At 38.2% G+C, this 16622-nt stretch carries 18 protein-coding genes; 10 read left to right on the top strand and 8 right to left on the bottom strand.

What is annotated here, in order from left to right; all coding sequences use genetic code 11:
* The first annotated feature begins 2 nt into the window (after positions 1–2).
* A complete protein-coding gene (gene odhB, locus BANVL01_RS10315) occupies positions 3–1262 on the top strand; it encodes a 2-oxoglutarate dehydrogenase complex dihydrolipoyllysine-residue succinyltransferase (protein ID WP_066088793.1) in 1260 nt (419 codons plus the stop codon).
* Between the two features lie 63 nt (positions 1263–1325).
* Here the strand turns inward: odhB and sda are convergent, their stop codons facing one another.
* Entirely contained in the window at positions 1326–1451 is a 126-nt protein-coding gene (gene sda, locus BANVL01_RS10310) for a sporulation histidine kinase inhibitor Sda (protein ID WP_425311864.1), read from the bottom strand.
* Between the two features lie 238 nt (positions 1452–1689).
* Here sda and BANVL01_RS10305 point away from each other — a divergent pair, with 238 nt between their 5' ends.
* Both BANVL01_RS10305 and BANVL01_RS10300 read left to right on the top strand, forming a co-directional pair.
* Positions 1690–3327, top strand: a complete 1638-nt coding sequence (locus BANVL01_RS10305) for an AMP-binding protein (protein WP_066088787.1) — start codon at positions 1690–1692, stop codon at positions 3325–3327.
* Positions 3328–3418: 91 nt separating this feature from the next.
* The gene (locus BANVL01_RS10300) at positions 3419–3622 is read left to right on the top strand and encodes a DUF6501 family protein (RefSeq protein WP_066096684.1); all 204 of its coding nucleotides are present in this window, start codon (positions 3419–3421) and stop codon (positions 3620–3622) included.
* A gap of 54 nt (positions 3623–3676) precedes the next feature.
* Here BANVL01_RS10300 and BANVL01_RS10295 read toward each other — a convergent pair whose 3' ends face one another.
* Positions 3677–4285: a YhcN/YlaJ family sporulation lipoprotein gene (locus tag BANVL01_RS10295; protein WP_066088784.1), complete on the bottom strand. Its 609-nt coding sequence runs from the start codon at positions 4283–4285 to the stop codon at positions 3677–3679.
* A gap of 144 nt (positions 4286–4429) precedes the next feature.
* On the opposite strand from BANVL01_RS10295, the gene crcB (BANVL01_RS10290) reads away from it, so the two are divergent.
* Positions 4430–4819, top strand: a complete 390-nt coding sequence (crcB, locus tag BANVL01_RS10290) for a fluoride efflux transporter CrcB (RefSeq protein ID WP_066088781.1) — start codon at positions 4430–4432, stop codon at positions 4817–4819.
* Positions 4816–5175, top strand: a complete 360-nt coding sequence (gene crcB, locus BANVL01_RS10285) for a fluoride efflux transporter CrcB (RefSeq protein ID WP_066088778.1) — start codon at positions 4816–4818, stop codon at positions 5173–5175. The genes crcB (BANVL01_RS10290) and crcB (BANVL01_RS10285) overlap by 4 nt, the downstream gene beginning before the upstream one ends.
* A gap of 44 nt (positions 5176–5219) precedes the next feature.
* Here crcB (BANVL01_RS10285) and yidC read toward each other — a convergent pair whose 3' ends face one another.
* From yidC to BANVL01_RS10260, 4 genes are all read right to left on the bottom strand, one after another.
* Entirely contained in the window at positions 5220–6011 is a 792-nt protein-coding gene (gene yidC / locus BANVL01_RS10280; RefSeq protein ID WP_066088775.1) for a membrane protein insertase YidC, read from the bottom strand.
* A gap of 489 nt (positions 6012–6500) precedes the next feature.
* Positions 6501–7253: a pyruvate formate-lyase-activating protein gene (pflA, locus tag BANVL01_RS10270; RefSeq protein WP_066088770.1), complete on the bottom strand. Its 753-nt coding sequence runs from the start codon at positions 7251–7253 to the stop codon at positions 6501–6503.
* 67 nt (positions 7254–7320) lie between these two features.
* On the bottom strand, positions 7321–9546 hold the full coding sequence (gene pflB / locus BANVL01_RS10265; RefSeq protein ID WP_066088767.1) for a formate C-acetyltransferase: 2226 nt from the start codon (positions 9544–9546) through the stop codon (positions 7321–7323).
* Positions 9547–9881: 335 nt separating this feature from the next.
* Positions 9882–10334, bottom strand: coding sequence for a cupredoxin domain-containing protein (locus BANVL01_RS10260; RefSeq protein WP_066088765.1), 453 nt, complete (start codon positions 10332–10334; stop codon positions 9882–9884).
* 265 nt (positions 10335–10599) lie between these two features.
* Between BANVL01_RS10260 and mprF the strand changes: the two genes are divergently transcribed.
* The gene (mprF, locus tag BANVL01_RS10255; RefSeq protein ID WP_066088762.1) at positions 10600–13125 is read left to right on the top strand and encodes a bifunctional lysylphosphatidylglycerol flippase/synthetase MprF; all 2526 of its coding nucleotides are present in this window, start codon (positions 10600–10602) and stop codon (positions 13123–13125) included.
* Between the two features lie 144 nt (positions 13126–13269).
* Positions 13270–14439: a D-alanyl-D-alanine carboxypeptidase family protein gene (locus BANVL01_RS10250; RefSeq protein ID WP_066088759.1), complete on the top strand. Its 1170-nt coding sequence runs from the start codon at positions 13270–13272 to the stop codon at positions 14437–14439.
* 38 nt (positions 14440–14477) lie between these two features.
* Here the strand turns inward: BANVL01_RS10250 and BANVL01_RS10245 are convergent, their stop codons facing one another.
* On the bottom strand, positions 14478–14735 hold the full coding sequence (locus tag BANVL01_RS10245; RefSeq protein ID WP_066088754.1) for a hypothetical protein: 258 nt from the start codon (positions 14733–14735) through the stop codon (positions 14478–14480).
* Positions 14736–14909: 174 nt separating this feature from the next.
* On the opposite strand from BANVL01_RS10245, the gene BANVL01_RS10240 reads away from it, so the two are divergent.
* Positions 14910–15398, top strand: a complete 489-nt coding sequence (locus tag BANVL01_RS10240; RefSeq protein WP_066088751.1) for an Hsp20/alpha crystallin family protein — start codon at positions 14910–14912, stop codon at positions 15396–15398.
* Positions 15399–15492: 94 nt separating this feature from the next.
* Positions 15493–15900 carry a hypothetical protein gene (locus BANVL01_RS10235; protein WP_066088748.1) on the top strand — a complete coding sequence of 136 codons (408 nt, stop codon included), beginning with the start codon at positions 15493–15495 and terminating at the stop codon, positions 15898–15900.
* 220 nt (positions 15901–16120) lie between these two features.
* Here BANVL01_RS10235 and BANVL01_RS10230 read toward each other — a convergent pair whose 3' ends face one another.
* Entirely contained in the window at positions 16121–16360 is a 240-nt protein-coding gene (locus tag BANVL01_RS10230) for a YkuS family protein (RefSeq protein WP_066088744.1), read from the bottom strand.
* 99 nt (positions 16361–16459) lie between these two features.
* Here BANVL01_RS10230 and BANVL01_RS26710 point away from each other — a divergent pair, with 99 nt between their 5' ends.
* Positions 16460–16591, top strand: a complete 132-nt coding sequence (locus BANVL01_RS26710) for a YuzL family protein (protein ID WP_082804946.1) — start codon at positions 16460–16462, stop codon at positions 16589–16591.
* The last annotated feature ends 31 nt before the right edge of the window (positions 16592–16622 follow it).

Genomic DNA, 16622 nt, shown 5'->3' with positions numbered 1-16622 from the left:
TTATGGCTGATATAGTAGTGCCAGAATTAGCAGAATCGATTTCAGAAGGAACGATTGCGAAATGGTTAAAGAATGTCGGGGAACATGTCGAGCAAGGTGATTATCTAGTAGAACTGGAAACCGATAAAGTAAACATAGAAATTATCTCAGACTTTTCCGGGGTTCTTACAGAACAGAAATTTACAGAAGGCGATACTGTTAAAGTGGGTGAGACAATTGCCACTGTGGAGGAAAGTGCTCAGACTGCCTCGCAAACTAAACAGGCCGAATCAACTAAAAATGAAAATATGGAAACTTCTTCAAAGAATGCTGGTGCCAATACCCATTTAGAGAATCCGTCGGCGGAAAATAGCGAAAATAAGACGTTGCCTCCAATCGCTTCTCCGGCAGCACGACGGCTTGCAAGGGAGAAGGGGCTCGATTTAAATGAGATTCGGACAACGGATCCACTAGGAAGAATTAGGAAACAGGATGTCACGTCTTTTCAACCGAACCCCAATCCAAACAATAAGTCCGTGCCGAAAGTGGAACCAAAAGGAGAAAGTACACAAGATAGTGAAAAACCAATCATCTATGAACGGATGTCAAGACGCCGGCAAACCATTGCAAAACGGCTGGTAGAGGTTCAGCAAACGGCGGCGATGCTGACGACATTTAATGAAATTGATATGACAGCTGTAATGGATTTGAGGAAACGAAGAAAGGACAAATTCTTCGAGGAGCATGATGTCCGGCTTGGTTTTATGTCCTTTTTCACCAAGGCGGTTGTAGCCGCCTTAAAGAAATACCCTTATATTAATGCTGAAATTCAAGGGGATCAGTTGCTGGTTAAAAAGTTTTATGACATTGGTATCGCTGTTGCGGCTGAGGAAGGACTTGTCGTACCTGTTGTTAGAGATGCCGACCGAAAATCGTTTGCTGAAATTGAAATGGATATTATGGAGCTTGCTGAAAAGGCAAGAACAAATAAATTAGCGTTAAAGGATTTACAAGGAGGAACGTTTACGATTACTAATGGCGGAGTGTTTGGCTCCTTATTTTCTACGCCAATTCTAAATGGCCCGCAGGTCGGAATCCTCGGAATGCATAAAATTCAGCTTCGCCCTGTGGCGATAGATAAAGAGAAAATGGAAAACAGGCCAATGATGTATGTGGCGCTTTCCTATGACCATCGGATTGTGGATGGGAAGGGGGCCGTCAGCTTCCTTAGTAAAATAAAAGAATTATTGGAGGACCCGGAGAATTTACTTCTTGAGGGATAAAATGATCTATGCTTTAAAAAAACCGCTGAATCTCTATTCAGCGGTTTTTCCATGTATAAATGACTAACGATTCTTGATCGGCCTTAATCCGCGGCGCCTGATTTCATCCTTTAAAATCTTGATCCATTCCTTTTCTTTTCCAGTCTTTAATGCATCCCGATACGAAACAACCAACTGCTCGTTACTCATAATTTTCAATTTGCGAATGCCCTCCTTGGAAAGTGGATTGAATATTCAGTTTTAATTATTGTAATGGTTTTCTCTGGTTTTGAGAACCCCTATTTAACAATTAAAAAAAGATTCACACATTTTTCACAAAGAGTAATTATATTTTAAAAATATTGAATATTCATATAAATATGGTAACATAATTTTGACAGCGTTTTATTAACTATTTCATTTAAAAAGGACAAAGGGGGATATAAGTTTGTCGACTTTATTGAATGTAACGATTGGGGAATTATTAGAAAAAAAGGCAGATTCGCATCCAAAGCATGAAGCGGTGGTTTATTCAGACCGCAATTTACGCCTAACTTACCGTGAATTTGATGATATTTGCCGAAGGGCCGCAAAAGGTTTTATCAAACTGGGTATTGATAAAGGGGAACAGCTTGCAGCCTGGTCGACAAATACGCCAGAATGGCTGATCACCCAATTTGCAACCGGGAAGATGGGTGCAGTGCTTGTGACTGTTAACACGAGTTACCGCACAGCTGAACTGGAATATCTGTTAGAGCAATCCGATGCCACGACAATCATTTTAATGGATACTTGGAAAGATTCATCCTATATTGAGATGCTTTATGAAATTGTACCGGAATTAAAAGGTAGTGAGCCTGGCAAGTTGAAAAGCAGACGCTTGCCTTTTTTAAAAAATGTTATTGTTCTTGGAAATCAAAAATATCCCGGAACCTATTGCTGGGATGACATTTTAAAACTTGGTGAAACCATTACAGATGAGGAATTAAATGAACGAATGGCTTCTCTCGACCCAGAAGATGTCATTAATATGCAGTACACCTCAGGGACTACAGGGTTCCCAAAAGGGGTGATGCTCACCCATAACAATATCGTCAATAATGGCTTTAATATTGCGGGCTGTATGGAGCTGGAAGCAGAAGACAGGCTTTGTATTCCTGTACCGTTTTTCCACTGCTTCGGCTGTGTCCTCGGAACGATGGCATGTGTTTCTGTTGGTGCCACAATGGTTCCGGTTCAAGAATTCAATCCCAAAAGAGTTTTACAAACCGTTCAAGATGAAAAATGTACAGGGCTGCATGGTGTTCCCACGATGTTCATCGCCGAATTAAATGATCCTGATTTTGAAAAATATGACTTATCCACGCTCAGGACAGGGATTATGGCTGGTTCGAATTGTCCAATAGAGGTAATGAAAGCTGTTATCGAAAAAATGGGAGCTGCTGAGATAACGATCGCATACGGGCAAACAGAATCATCACCAGTTATCACACAAACAAGAACAGATGACCCGATTGAATTGCGTGTTGAAACGGTAGGTAAGGCACTTCCGAAAGTTGAAGTGAAAATCGTTGAACCTGGGACGAGTAAGGAAGTGGCTCGGGGAATACAGGGGGAGTTGTGTACTAGAGGTTATCATGTTATGAAGGGGTATTATAAAAATCCTGAGGCCACAAAGGAAGCCATTGATAAAGATGGCTGGCTGCATACTGGTGATTTAGCTGTAATGGACGAAAATGGCTATTGCAAAATTACCGGACGCTTAAAAGATATGATCATCAGGGGAGGGGAAAATATTTATCCCCGTGAAATTGAAGAATTTCTCTATTCATATCCAAAAATTCTTGATATCCAGGTTGTTGGTGTTCCCAATGAAGTTTATGGAGAGGAAGTAATGGCTTGGATCATTTTAAAAGAAGGGGAATCAGCCACAGTTGAAGAAATTCAGGAATATTGCAGAGGGAAGATTTCCAAACACAAAATTCCGCGTTACATAAATTTTACTGATTCTTATCCAATGACGGCTTCAGGGAAAATTCAAAAATTCCGCCTTAGAGAACAATCTGTTGAAAGTGTAAAAAATTAAGAGCTGTTTCGAGCGGAAGGACTGTTGCGCAAGAATGCTCCAATTGATTATACTAGTAATTGGACAACTAGCGAAAGGAACGGTGGCAGCAATGATTCATTTATCTTGGCGAGAACGGGAAACAGTTAAGAAAGTAAAATGTGTTCACACCGATGCGAAGAAATATCTTGTCAGTAATACCTTAACGGCGGGGAATTTCTATGACGTGAAAAATGAAACAGAAGAGTTTTATTACCTTATCGATAATACTGGAAAAATCGGCGGCTTTTACAAAGAATATTTCCAAGACGCCTAAATCCAATAAATGCCTGGCTAAAAACAGCCAGGCATTTATTTTATAATTTTGCCATTATCTTGCGTGTGGAAACACCCTGCGGACGGTATCGGTAAAATCGTTAAAGAAACCGGAGATTGGTCTGCCATTTCGAATATCGCCTGAATAGTTATTCATTCGATCATAAAAATCCGGGTTAACCGATACATATACATTGTCGATATCGCGATCGACTGATTTAACTGCACGGGAAATTTTATCTTCAATAGTTGATGTTAATTCGTTACGAGATGAACGATCCAACTTAGCAGCAACGTAAGCGTTATTTTCGGTTACGATGACATTTGCTCGGTCCACTTCAGGTAAATCCGCTACCTTATCTGCAGCCTTATCAGCCACTCTCATTTTTGATTGATTGTTTCCGTTGTTTCCAACATTATTTCGATTATCATTACGTACATCTCTTACATTGTTACGATTCATATTTCGATCAAGCCCTGTGTCACTTGTATCAATACCCGTAATGGCAGGACCGCCGGGGTAATTAGGATTGGTGTAATTTACCCTAGTTGGTTCTGTTGCATTTCGGTTGCGGGCGACATTATCATTGACATTATTCCGTGCGCAACCGGATAAGTAAAGACTAAAGATGAGGGTTGAAATGACAAATAAACTTTTTTTCATGTTGTTTTAACACTCCTTTTGTCTTAGTCGTACAAGATTAGGATGCCAAATTTGAATCAAACTATCCTGACAAACAAAATGGAAAAAAATAAAATGGTTATGTTAAAATGTAGGTACTTTTAGTTGTTTATTGGGGTGTTATGTTTGGTTTATTTTTTAGTTGGAATAGGTGGGATAGCAGGAAGTTTGCTCCGTTATGGCTTATCTTTATTAGCCGTACATATTTGGGGGAAAGACTTTCCAATTGGAACGCTCCTTATTAATCTTAGCGGTGCATTTTTCCTTGGCTGGATTACAAGCCATTTTGTCTATGCTAAAAAGCTTCACCCAAACTTAGTAACCGCACTTTCAACAGGGGTTATTGGCTCCTATACGACATTTTCAACCTTTTGTCTGGAAACTGTTGATTTATTTGAAAAAAGTGACTATTTATTTGGGATCTTGTACATAGCTTTCAGTTTACTTGGTGGTCTTCTATTTACTCATTTGGGAATTCAGTCAGGAAGAAATGGGAAAAACGAGGTGCGAAGATGAGCGGAATCATATTAGTTTCAATCGGGGGATTTTTTGGTGCAATCAGCCGGTTCGTTATTAGTAAGCGAATCCAAAGCAGAATAACAACGGTTTTTCCTTTAGGGACGTTAGCTGTCAATTTAACTGGTGCTTTTTTATTAGGTTTGCTAACTGGTATGCAAATCAATCGGCATATTAATGCATTATTGGGAATTGGATTTATGGGCGCTTTTACAACCTTTTCAACTTTAAAGCTTGAATCCGAACAGCTCAGAAAGGATAAAAAATATAAGGTCTTTTATCGATATTTAGTCTTAAGTTATACATTAGGTATCCTATTTGCCTTTTTAGGCATAATAATCGGAAGAAGGATTTAAAAAGAAGCGCCTAGCGGGCGCTTCTTTTTAAATTATTTATTTATTTATTTTTGCTTTGCCTGTACCAATTCTGTTTTTTTCGTTTGATAAAGTTTATGGCTTATCATGGTTTGAATAATTAAGAATGTTCCACCCACTACCCAATAAAGCGGCAAGGCAGCCGGAGCAGTATAAGAAAACATGACAATCATTAATGGAGAAAGTAATCCCATGAATTTCATTTGCTGCTGCTGCGCAGAAGGCATATTGGTTTGCGAAACCTTAAATTGAAAATAATAAATAAGCCCGGCGATAATGGTAATATAAATATCAGGCTTTCCTAGACTAAACCAGAGAAATTCATGGGTTTTAATCACTTCAGACCCGCGAATCGCATAATAAAAGGCAGTAAGAATAGGCATTTGAATCAACAGTGGTAAACAGCCCATATTTAATGGATTTACCCCATGCTTTTTATATAGACCCATCATTTCAGCCTGAAGCTCTTGCTTTTTCTTTGGATCCTTTTCGGTCTTCATTTTCTTTTGAATAACATCCATCTCAGGCTTTAGGACATCCATCTTTTCTTTCATGCCCATTTGGTTTTTATACTGTTTTAGCATTAAGGGCATTAAGATAAGTCGGATTATGACCGTCACAAGGATAATAGCGATCCCATAGTTTCCGTTAAATAATTCAGCGACAGATTTAATGAAAATCCATAACGGATGAACAAGGTAATCATGGAAAAAGTTTCCGTTTGTACCGCTTGGATCCTGTGAAGAGCAACCAGAAAGCAATAAAGTTGTTAACGATAAAAGAGCAATTAGATTTATTGAAGAACGTTTCGTTTTCATATTTCCTCCTAAAATGTTGTATAGAAATGTTAAGTAAAAAGGAAGGAAATAGGTTCTTCGGAATCATCCTGAGAATATTCTTTTTTTCGTATATATTTTACAATTCTGATTAGAATATAACTGCCATTTAAACAGCTTTTTTTCTTATAAAAAAATAATGGATGAATAATTTTTGTGTTCGCTGGATTTGAAAGGGAGCCAATAAATGAATATTCCACACCCCAAGCTAATAAAAATTTCAGTATTAATCCAAAGTAAATACTGATATAAAGAGCGTTCAGGGTATTAATATCCGAATTATCGATAAGTAACTGAAACAAAAATTATCACCTCGCTTGTGTAACCAATGATATGAGTATATAGGAGAACAGCCAAATAATCAATTTAAACTATGGCAAAATACCAGTGTTTGAAAACTTTCCTAAATGTGTATCAGCGGTAATAAGCAACAACACCGGTTCCATTTGGAAGCGGTGCTGTTAATAACGATTATTTTTCAAGTAGTGGTTTATTCCAATGTGCAGTCAACATGTGATAAGCAAATTCCACGTTATCTTCCGCTGGGGGCTCGACATCCTTTAATGGATATTCAAGTCCAAGTGCTTCCCATTTATAGACCCCGAGTTTGTGATAGGGGAGAATCTCAATCTTTTCGACATTTTCCAGCGTTCCAATGAATTCACCCAGCTTTTGCAGGTCTTCAGGATCATCGCTTACAGTTGGTACCAATACATGGCGGACCCAAATAGGTATCCGTCGATCTGATAAAAATTTTGCAAATTCAAGAATATGGTCATTTGCCATTCCGGTTAATTGGATATGCTTTTTCCGGTTGATATGTTTTAAATCAAGCAGGATTAGGTCAGTGTACTGCAACAGTTCTTCAAGCTGTTCGGTGAAAAGCTTAGAGTGAGAGAAGCAGCCCCCAGAAGAATCAATGGTTGTATGAATCCCTTTGCTTCTACATTCTTTAAATAATTCAATTAGAAAAGGAATTTGCAATAAAGGTTCACCACCGCTAACCGTGATCCCGCCTTTGGAAGCTTGGATGAAAGGGAGATAGCTCATCAAATCATTCATGATTTCGGAAACGGTCATTTGTTTGCCCGTGCCGATTTCCCAGGTATCTGCATTATGGCAAAACTGGCAGCGCAAAAGGCAGCCTTGTGTAAAAACAATATACCGAATCCCTGGTCCGTCGACAGTCCCTAATGTTTCAATGGAATGAATATTTCCGTTCATGATGATATTCCCCTTTCGTTTATTGGAAGGGAGCTCCTCGAAAGGGGCCCCTTACCAAAACTTCAATTTACAATGATTCATGGAAAGTACGGTTGATAACGTCAAGCTGCTGTTCTTTTGTTAGTTTAATAAAGTTTACCGCATAGCCAGAAACTCGAATCGTTAATTGTGGATATTGTTCTGGATGCTCCATTGCATCAATTAATGTTTCTCTATTAAAGACGTTTACGTTAAGGTGATGTCCAGTTTTAATGACATAGCCGTCCAAGATGGAGACTAGGTTGCGAATTTGTGTTTCTTCTTCTTTACCTAATGCTTTTGGTACAATCGAGAAAGTATTGGATATACCATCCATTGCATAGCTGTAAGGAAGCTTTGCAACAGAAGATAGAGAAGCTAATGTTCCTTTCGTATCACGGCCATGCATTGGGTTGGCACCAGGTGCAAATGGTTCACCAGTGCGGCGGCCATCAGGCGTATTACCGGTTTTCTTGCCGTACACCACGTTTGAAGTGATGGTTAATACTGATAACGTGTGAACAGAATTACGATACGTTACATGTTTGCGTAATTTTTTCATGAAGGTTTCAACAATTTCTACTGCGATGCTGTCAACACGATCATCATTGTTCCCATATTTAGGGTAGTCACCGGCTGTTTCAAAATCTACAGCCAATCCATTTTCATCACGAATCACTTTTACTTCGCCATATTTTATTGCACTGAGGGAATCAGCGACAACGCTCAAGCCGGCAATTCCTGTTGCCATTGTACGAAGTATTTCTGTATCATGCAGAGCCATCTCAATTCTTTCATAGCTGTATTTATCGTGCATGTAATGGATGACGTTCAAAGTGTTAATGTAAAGACCTGCAAGCCATTCCATCATTTGATCAAATTTTCCCATGACTTCTTCATAATTCAACACTTCAGCAGTGATTGGCTGATAAAGCGGCCCAACCTGGATCTTTAACTTTTCATCGACACCGCCGTTGATGGCGTAGAGAAGGGCTTTGGCAAGGTTTGCACGAGCGCCGAAGAACTGCATTTGCTTGCCGATTTCCATCGCGGATACACAGCAGGCAATTCCGTAATCATCGCCGTATTCAGGGCGCATGATATCGTCGTTTTCGTATTGAATGGAACTTGTCTTAATCGACATATTCGCACAGTACTTTTTAAAGTTTTCTGGTAGCTGTGGTGACCATAGAACGGTTAAGTTTGGTTCTGGTGCCGGTCCTAAATTATCTAATGTATGAAGGAAACGGTATGAGTTCTTGGTTACGAGAGCACGTCCGTCCAAAGACATTCCGCCAATTGATTCTGTTACCCATGTTGGGTCACCGCTAAATAATTCATTATAATCCGGTGTGCGGGCGAATTTCACAAGGCGCAGTTTCATGATAAAGTGGTCGACGATTTCTTGTGCTTCCGTTTCTGTTATTGTACCATTTTGCACATCTCTTTCGATATAAATATCAAGGAAGGTAGATACACGTCCAAGGCTCATTGCAGCTCCGTTTTGCTCTTTAATCGCTGCTAAATATCCTAGGTATAACCATTGGAATGCCTCTTGGGCAGTTTCGGCAGGGCGGGAAATATCAAATCCATAGCTGGTGCCAAGCTCTTTCAACTCTTTAAGAGCGCGAATTTGTTCAGCGAGTTCCTCGCGTAACCGAATATTATCTTCTGTCATAACGTTGCTGGTATTTTTATAATCGTTTTGTTTTTCTTTGATTAAGAAATCGACACCGTATAATGCAACACGACGATAATCACCAATTATCCGGCCACGGCCATAGGCATCAGGAAGGCCGGTAATGATGGCTGCTTTACGAGCAAGCATCATTTCGTCCGTATAGGCATCGAATACACCTTGATTGTGCGTTTTTCGGAACTCAGTGAAAATTTTTTCGATTTCAGGGTTTAATTCGTAACCATAAGCTTCGCAGGCTGCTTTGGCCATCCGAACTCCACCGAAGGGCTGCATCGAACGATTAAATGGTTTATCCGTTTGAACACCAACAACCTTTTCTAATTCTTCATTAAGATAGCCTGGTCCATGGGAAGTAATTGTAGAAACCGTTTCCGTATCCATATCGAGAACCCCGCCGTTTTCACGTTCCTGCTTGGTAAGTTCCATTACTTGTTCCCAAAGTTTGTTTGTAGCGTCTGTTGGACCTGCTAAGAAGGAGTCGTCACCTTCAAAAGGAGTGTAGTTTTTTAAGATAAAATCGCGAACGTTAACTTCCTTGGACCATGTCCCGTTAATAAATCCATTCCATTCTTTCATTATTATTCACCTCGTAAGTTTCTAAAAAATATATAACAGATGAGATATTTTTATCTTAAACTTAGTATAACAGGTTAGTTTTGAAATGTGGGGCATAAATTAGGGGATAATTGTTAAGATATTGTGAAGTGTTGATGTTTAAGGGTTTTAAATGGTTTGGATGTGACTATTCTATGAACTTCTCTTCGACGGAGTGAGAACTGTACTATATAAAAGCAGTTGATTTTGAAAACTGTTATATAAAGAAAAGTTGACAATATTAACATATTAATAGTGATAACCTATGAAACAGCAGGCTTTGAACAATGAAAAAAGCAGGGATACTGCCCCTGCTCTTAATTGACTACAATATCAGCAATCATCGGCCCATTATGCGATCGATCTGAATGTGCCTCACAAATTATCCGGTAAGTACCTGCTTTATCGAATTGAAGTGGAACAACGGTTTCCTCACCTTTTTTTACTGTTCCTTTTATTTTTGTGCCTTCAATATAGAAAGGATGTTTTTCTCCGTTAATCCCACTAATAAACAAATTCACTTTTTCACCCTGTTTTAGAGAGATTGATCCAGGATCCCACCGATATACCTCTAATTCCTTACCATTTTTCATTTTCGTCTTGAATTCTACTGTTACCATATGAATCTCACGGGTATCCTTCTCTGATTGGTGATTAAATACGGCAGAATCACCTGCTTTTAACATAAACCATGCTGAAATACTTGCAAGGACAACTCCTATCGCTAGAAAGAAAAGCAATGTTTCTTTTTTTAAGACTAAGAATCTCACCCAATAACCCCCTCATAAATTTGTCCTATTTAATACTTATGCTGAGTAGGTTAGGAAACTTGTCTCTTTTTTTATATATTTTTTTAATAGGATAAGCGGTAAAGGGAATCGCAGCATTTTTGTTGTAAAGAATGCAACGGTTGAACATCTTAGAAAATGTCTAGAATGAAAATAACGAATTGTCTATTAAACGAATATATCTCTTTGTTTTTCCTGGCGAAAAGTTTATATTTATATCAGGAATGAAAAATAGGTGGTTATTTTGTTGGGGATTAGAAAAGAAAAAATAATAAAAACAGCAAAAATTATTTTTCCATTGTTTTTATTAATCTTTGCAATCATAGAAATTAAAAAGTTTACCGGAGATTTGAATGTCCAGTTGCTTAGAAATGAGATCAATCAACTGAACTTCTGGATTTTATTGCTGATTTTAACGATTACCTTTGCTGCGGTTTTACCAATGCTGTTTTACGATGTTATTTTAGTCCGCATCTTAAAATTAAAGGTTCCAAAAAGAGAGTTATTAGAACAATCGTTCATAGCTAATTCTTTTTCCAATTTAATCGGTTTTGGCGGTTTGATTGGTGCTATGCTGAGAACCTACTTTTTTCACAAACTTGAACAGGATAAACGAAGGCTGCTTGGGAACATTGCCTCGGTTTCACTTTTTTATTTAACCGGGATTTCAGCGCTTACCTGGATTGTGACGCTTGGATTCCGGCACTTTCCATTGTTTGCTGATGTAAAGTGGCTCTACTTTGCTGTACTAGGTGTAGGTCTTTATCTGCCGATTTTTTTAATTATCCATACGTTTAAGTCGAAAAAAAATCAGACCCTGATTACGGCCAATGTTAGTATTAAACTTGTTATCGTTTCCATAGTAGAATGGCTGGCAGTGTTTATGGCTATTTATATTTTAAGTAGGATTTTGGGCATCCCAATCTCTTTTAAAAATCTTTTTCCTGTTTATATTGTGGCAGCATGTGCCGGTATTATTAGTATGATTCCTGGGGGACTCGGTTCGTTTGATTTAGTTTTTATCTGGGGAATGCAGGATTTACAAGTTCCTGAGGAGAAAGTTTTGGTCCTGTTATTGATTTATCGAATTGGCTATTATTTCATCCCTTTTATCATCAGCTGTGTGTTTTTTGTAAAGCTATATTGGGACAAGTGGAATCAATCCTGGAATTATTTACCTAAAGCAATTATCCAAGGATTAAGTCATGTCATTTTAACGATGCTCGTTTTTTTATCAGGATTAATTCTGCTTTTATCTGCTAGTGTTCCAGGAATCATGTCCCGGCTAAAGATAGCCCAGGAACTATTGTCTTTTCCAATTATTAATGTTTCCCACCAATTATCGGTGGCGGCTGGATTTTTACTGTTGGGTTTATCCCGCGGAATTGAATACAGTGTCAAAAGGACATATGAGCTGACAATGTTCGCCTTAATTCTTGCGGCGCTATTCTCAATCTTTAAAGGAATAGATTATGAGGAAGCAATTTTTTTAATCATTGTAGCCTTAATCCTTAGAACATCAAAAGGACAATTCTATCGGGAAAGTTATGTTCTGACATGGGGGAAGACCATTTTTGATGTCACAGTCATTCTGATTATTACTTCGATGTACATTTTAATTGGCTATTTAAATTTACCAATTGCTAAATTAACGATTCCGGAAAAATTGTTACCATTTGTGATTGTAGATTACCGTGACTTATTTTCTAGTGCCTTTATTGGGTTGGTTATTGCGTCATTAATCCTATTTACCGGCTATTTAATCAGCTTCCGCAAAAAATGGAAATTTGAGAAGTCGCTGGGTCGTGAAAAGGAAATCTTAACCCATTTGACAAAATATCAAGGAAAGGTTTTATCCCATTTGATGTTCTTGCATGACAAATATATCTTTTGGAATTGCAAGAAAAATGTCTTAATCCCTTTCCAGCAATACGCTGATAAGCTTGTTATTCTAGGAGATCCCATTGGTGAGCAGGGAGAAATATCTAACGCAATCGATGAATTTCAGGAAATTGCTGACTTACACGGATTTACTCCTGTTTTTTACCAAGTCAGTGATGCGATGCTTCCCTATCTACACGGACATGGCTTTGCTTTTTTTAAATTGGGAGAAGAGGCCTTTGTCGATCTTAGAACCTTTTCACTCTCAGGAAACAAAATGAAGAGTCTGCGTGCGATAAAAAACAAATTTAACCGTGAAAAATTTTATTTTGAAGTGTTGCATCCACCTTTTACAGATGAGTTCTTGGCTGAACTAGAAGAAGTTTCAACCGAATGGCTCCAGGGGAGAAAAGAGAAGGGGTTTTCATTAGGATTCTTTGATAGGGGCTATTTAAACAAAGCGCCGATAGCGATTGTTAAAGATGGTGAGAATCGAATTATCGGCTTTATGAGCATCATGTTTGTGTATGATGATTATCAAACCATTTCCGTTGATTTAATGAGGCTTAGGCCAGAAGCAGAATCAGGAACCATCGATTTTCTGTTCCTTTCCTTAATTGATTGGGCAAAGGATCAGGGGTATCACCGATTTAATATGGGAATGGCACCGCTGGCAAATGTGGGACTATCAAGATTTTCCTTCTTAAGTGAAAAAATTGCCGCGCAAATTTTCCTGCATGGTCACTTTATTTACCACTTTCAAAGCTTGAGAAAATTTAAAGCGAAATATACAAATATATGGGAACCGAAATACTTGGCTTACAGACGTAAAACATCCTTACCTCTCCTTATGACACAAATTACGTTATTAATTTCGAAAAAAAGAGCTTAGCTTACCGCCGGTTGTGAATATTCCTAAACCGGCTTTTTTCCTGTATAATTTCCACTTTGCACCAAACTTTAGGAAAAAACTATTTATTTTTCCAAAAAATCTGGTAAAATCAAAGAGGAATTAAACGTAAAAGGGTGTTTAAGATTGAATAAATTTATTTCTCTTCTCTCAGTTGTACTCCTACTACTTACGAACCAATTAACTGCCAATGCAGCGGAAAATCAGCAATTAGCTCTAAAAAGTGAAGGCGCTGTCTTGCTAGATTCAGATACTGGTGCTGTGCTCTATGCAAAAAATGCGGAGGAAAAAATGTATCCCGCAAGTACTACTAAAATCGCAACCGCTATTTATGCGATTGAAAAAGGGAATTTAGACAGTATCGTTACGGTCAGTGCTAATGCAGTAAATCAAGATGGAACCAGGGTATATTTGAATGAAGGGGAACAGGTTCCGTTAAAGAAGCTGATCCAAGGGATGCTAATTAACTCGGGAAATGATGCGGCAGTGGCGATTGCTGAGTATATGGATGGTACTGTTGAACAGTTTGCAGAACATCTTAATGAATATCTAAAAACAACGATTGGGGTCAAAAATACCCATTTCATCAATCCGAATGGATTGTTTGACGAAAATCATTATACAACTGCAATGGACTTAGCATTAATGACGAATTATGCTATTAAGAACCCTGTTTTTTCTGAAATTTTCGGAACAAAAAAACTTGAGTGGGAAGGGCAGTCATGGAAAACAACGCTTTTCACCCATCACCGGATGTTGAAAGGTGAATTGCCTTACGAGGGGATTACTGGGGGGAAAACAGGCTATACAACCGAAGCAAAACAAACCTTGGCCACGACTGCCGATAATGGGAAAATAAGGTTAACTGCTGTTGTTCTGAAGTCTGAGCAAAAAATAGAAAAATATTCGGACACAGCTCTTTTGTTGGATTACGGGTTTAAGGATTATCAGCATGGGACAATCAAACAGGGTGAAATTTTTAAAACGGATAATAAAGAATTTTATCCAGAAAACGATACACTTTTTACAGAAAATGTCGATGGATGCATTAAAAACCTGGATAGCAATGGGATACTGTCGATAGAGAATAAAAATGGCCAAGTGATCCAGTCGATTCAATTAAAGTATAACGAACCCCCTAAGCCCAAGGTAGCTGCTAAGAAAATGGAAGAAAAACCAATAGAAAAAGAAAGTAAACAACCGCTTTTACAGGTAAATGTTATTTTTGGGTTTATGATTATCGCATTTGTAGGAATCTTTATCGGTATTCGAAAAAAGATGAATAGCAAATATTAAAAAGCCGTGGAAAGAATTTCTTTCCGCGGCTTCTTTACTTATTTCTTTTCAAAATTAAGCGGACGTGAGTCGAATGAGGCGGGGGAGTCAATTTGATCTCTGTCATCAACGAAGCTTCGTGTTCCAATAAAATGACTATTATCTGCTGAATTTTGCCCAAAGCCCTGATTTTTTTTATCATAGTTATGCCAGTCAGCTAAAAGATTTTGACCGATATTTACTGCAGAAGCATTTTCAAAGGAATTAATTTTAATCATAAAGATATTAATATTAATATATGGAGTTGGAGCGGGCATTTCATCTCCTCCTTTTTCTTGCTTTTAAATATATGCGTTTCTTGAACGTTTATGAAGAAGCGGAATAAAAGGATTAAATTACAAACCTGTTTAGTAAGATGGAAGTAGGCAAGTTAAAAATGTTTTACTTTGTTGTGACGTACCCTTTTTAAGGGACGAAGGGGGTGTGGATAGATGGATATGGAAAAATTAAAACAATGGATGGATGTTGCCAAGAATATGCATGGAGGAGATTTCTGGAGTAATATATTTGACCAAGAGTTCACCAAGCAATTTATGAATGACCAACAATTTAAAACACCTTTTTCAAGCGGCGATGGGCAGTCGATTCGGGAAGAGAAAAATTCGCGGACATTCCCGATTATCGATGTGTTAGAAAGCGAACATGAAGTAATGGTCATAGTGGAGCTTCCAGGGGTTAAGAAAGAGAATATTGAATTAGGGCTCAACGGCGATATCCTAACCATTAAAGGCAAGGCCCTGCCAATCCATCCACAATTTAAAGTCACCTATTCTGAAAGGTTTTATGGAGAATTCCAGCGTCAAATTAAAATACCTGATACCGTCCGTCCAAATCAGCTTAACGCCAAATTTTGGAATGGTCTATTGTTTGTAAGTTATCAGCGCACGATTGAAAAAGGAGAAATCATTCCCATCGATTAGCTATATTAACCGTCTCCTTTTTATAGTGGACATGTTAAGCTGTTTTTTCCCATATAAATGAAGTATGGTAGAAAATAAGGGAGCGTTTGTGAGCATGTCATTAAAAAATTTATTCCTTATATTCCGGAAAAATGAATATGAAAAGGAATTAGAGAAAAAATTGTCTTCCTTGGAAATAAATATAATGGAAATAAAAAGTACTCTGCAAAGCTTCCAAGAACAAATTCCGACAGAAAAGATTATCAAAACAAAGGAACCACCGATTATCATCGAAAAAATTAATATTGAAAAGATAATAGTGGATAAATATGAGCTCAATAATAATTTTGGCCAGCTGGGAATTAAAGAATTAACAGGCAAATTAAACATTGGGGCAACATATGGCAGTGAGTATACACCTAATCTAGCTGAAGAAGAAAAAGAGGAAAACAGCCGAACCAACAAAAAACAAGAGCCCTTTACAGAAAAAGGCCCGAAGGTGAATATTAAAGGAAAAAACTAACATGAGTTTCAACTCCCAACGCATGCATGGAAATGTATTATATATGAGTAGTACACCAACATAATAAAGGCGGTGTGAGCAGAGCTCGGCTTCACTTATCCAAAGTACGAAATGCATAGTTTCACCTCGACTGCTTATAGCGATTTGTTTATGCGGCGCTCCGCCCTTTTTCCACAGAAAAAGACTAAAGTGAAGGTCCTTTAGTCTTTTGAAAAAATTATTACAGCCTGCTCTCCACTTGTTGACATACTTCATCTGCAGACATCCCGTTTGCATCAATAACAGAACCTTTTGTGAAGGTATCCTGCATTCCCATCATGTTAGAATCCAGGCCGGTAATAACACAGCAATCACAATTTTGAGCATCTGCTTCGTGTTTCAGTTCGACCACATCATAACCCTTTTCCTTTAATGCCTGCTGAATATTTGTAAGAGATTGTTCCACTCCAACTTTTGCCATACAAAACACCTCCTCCTCTAGATTATCATGCCAAAGTTTAAGGTAAATATTCTGTATAAAAGAGATAATTTTCCAAAAGCTAATAGGGGAGGTGTGCATATGGGAAAGCGTAAAAAAGACGCATCGACAATCGGGCTTAATTCTGCGCAAGTAGAAGGTCAAGGAACAACAACAACCGAAACAGGCACAAGAGCAGAACCGTCATCTAGAAAAAAACAAAAAAGATACTAAGAAGAAAAGCGCAAGCGCCCTGGTCAGCGGC

It is taken from the genome of Neobacillus novalis NBRC 102450 (assembly GCF_001591805.1).
GTDB lineage: Bacteria > Bacillota > Bacilli > Bacillales > Cytobacillaceae > Neobacillus > Neobacillus novalis.
The sequence above is the reverse complement of the archived record's forward strand: the minus strand, read 5'-3'. Positions and strand labels throughout refer to the sequence as shown.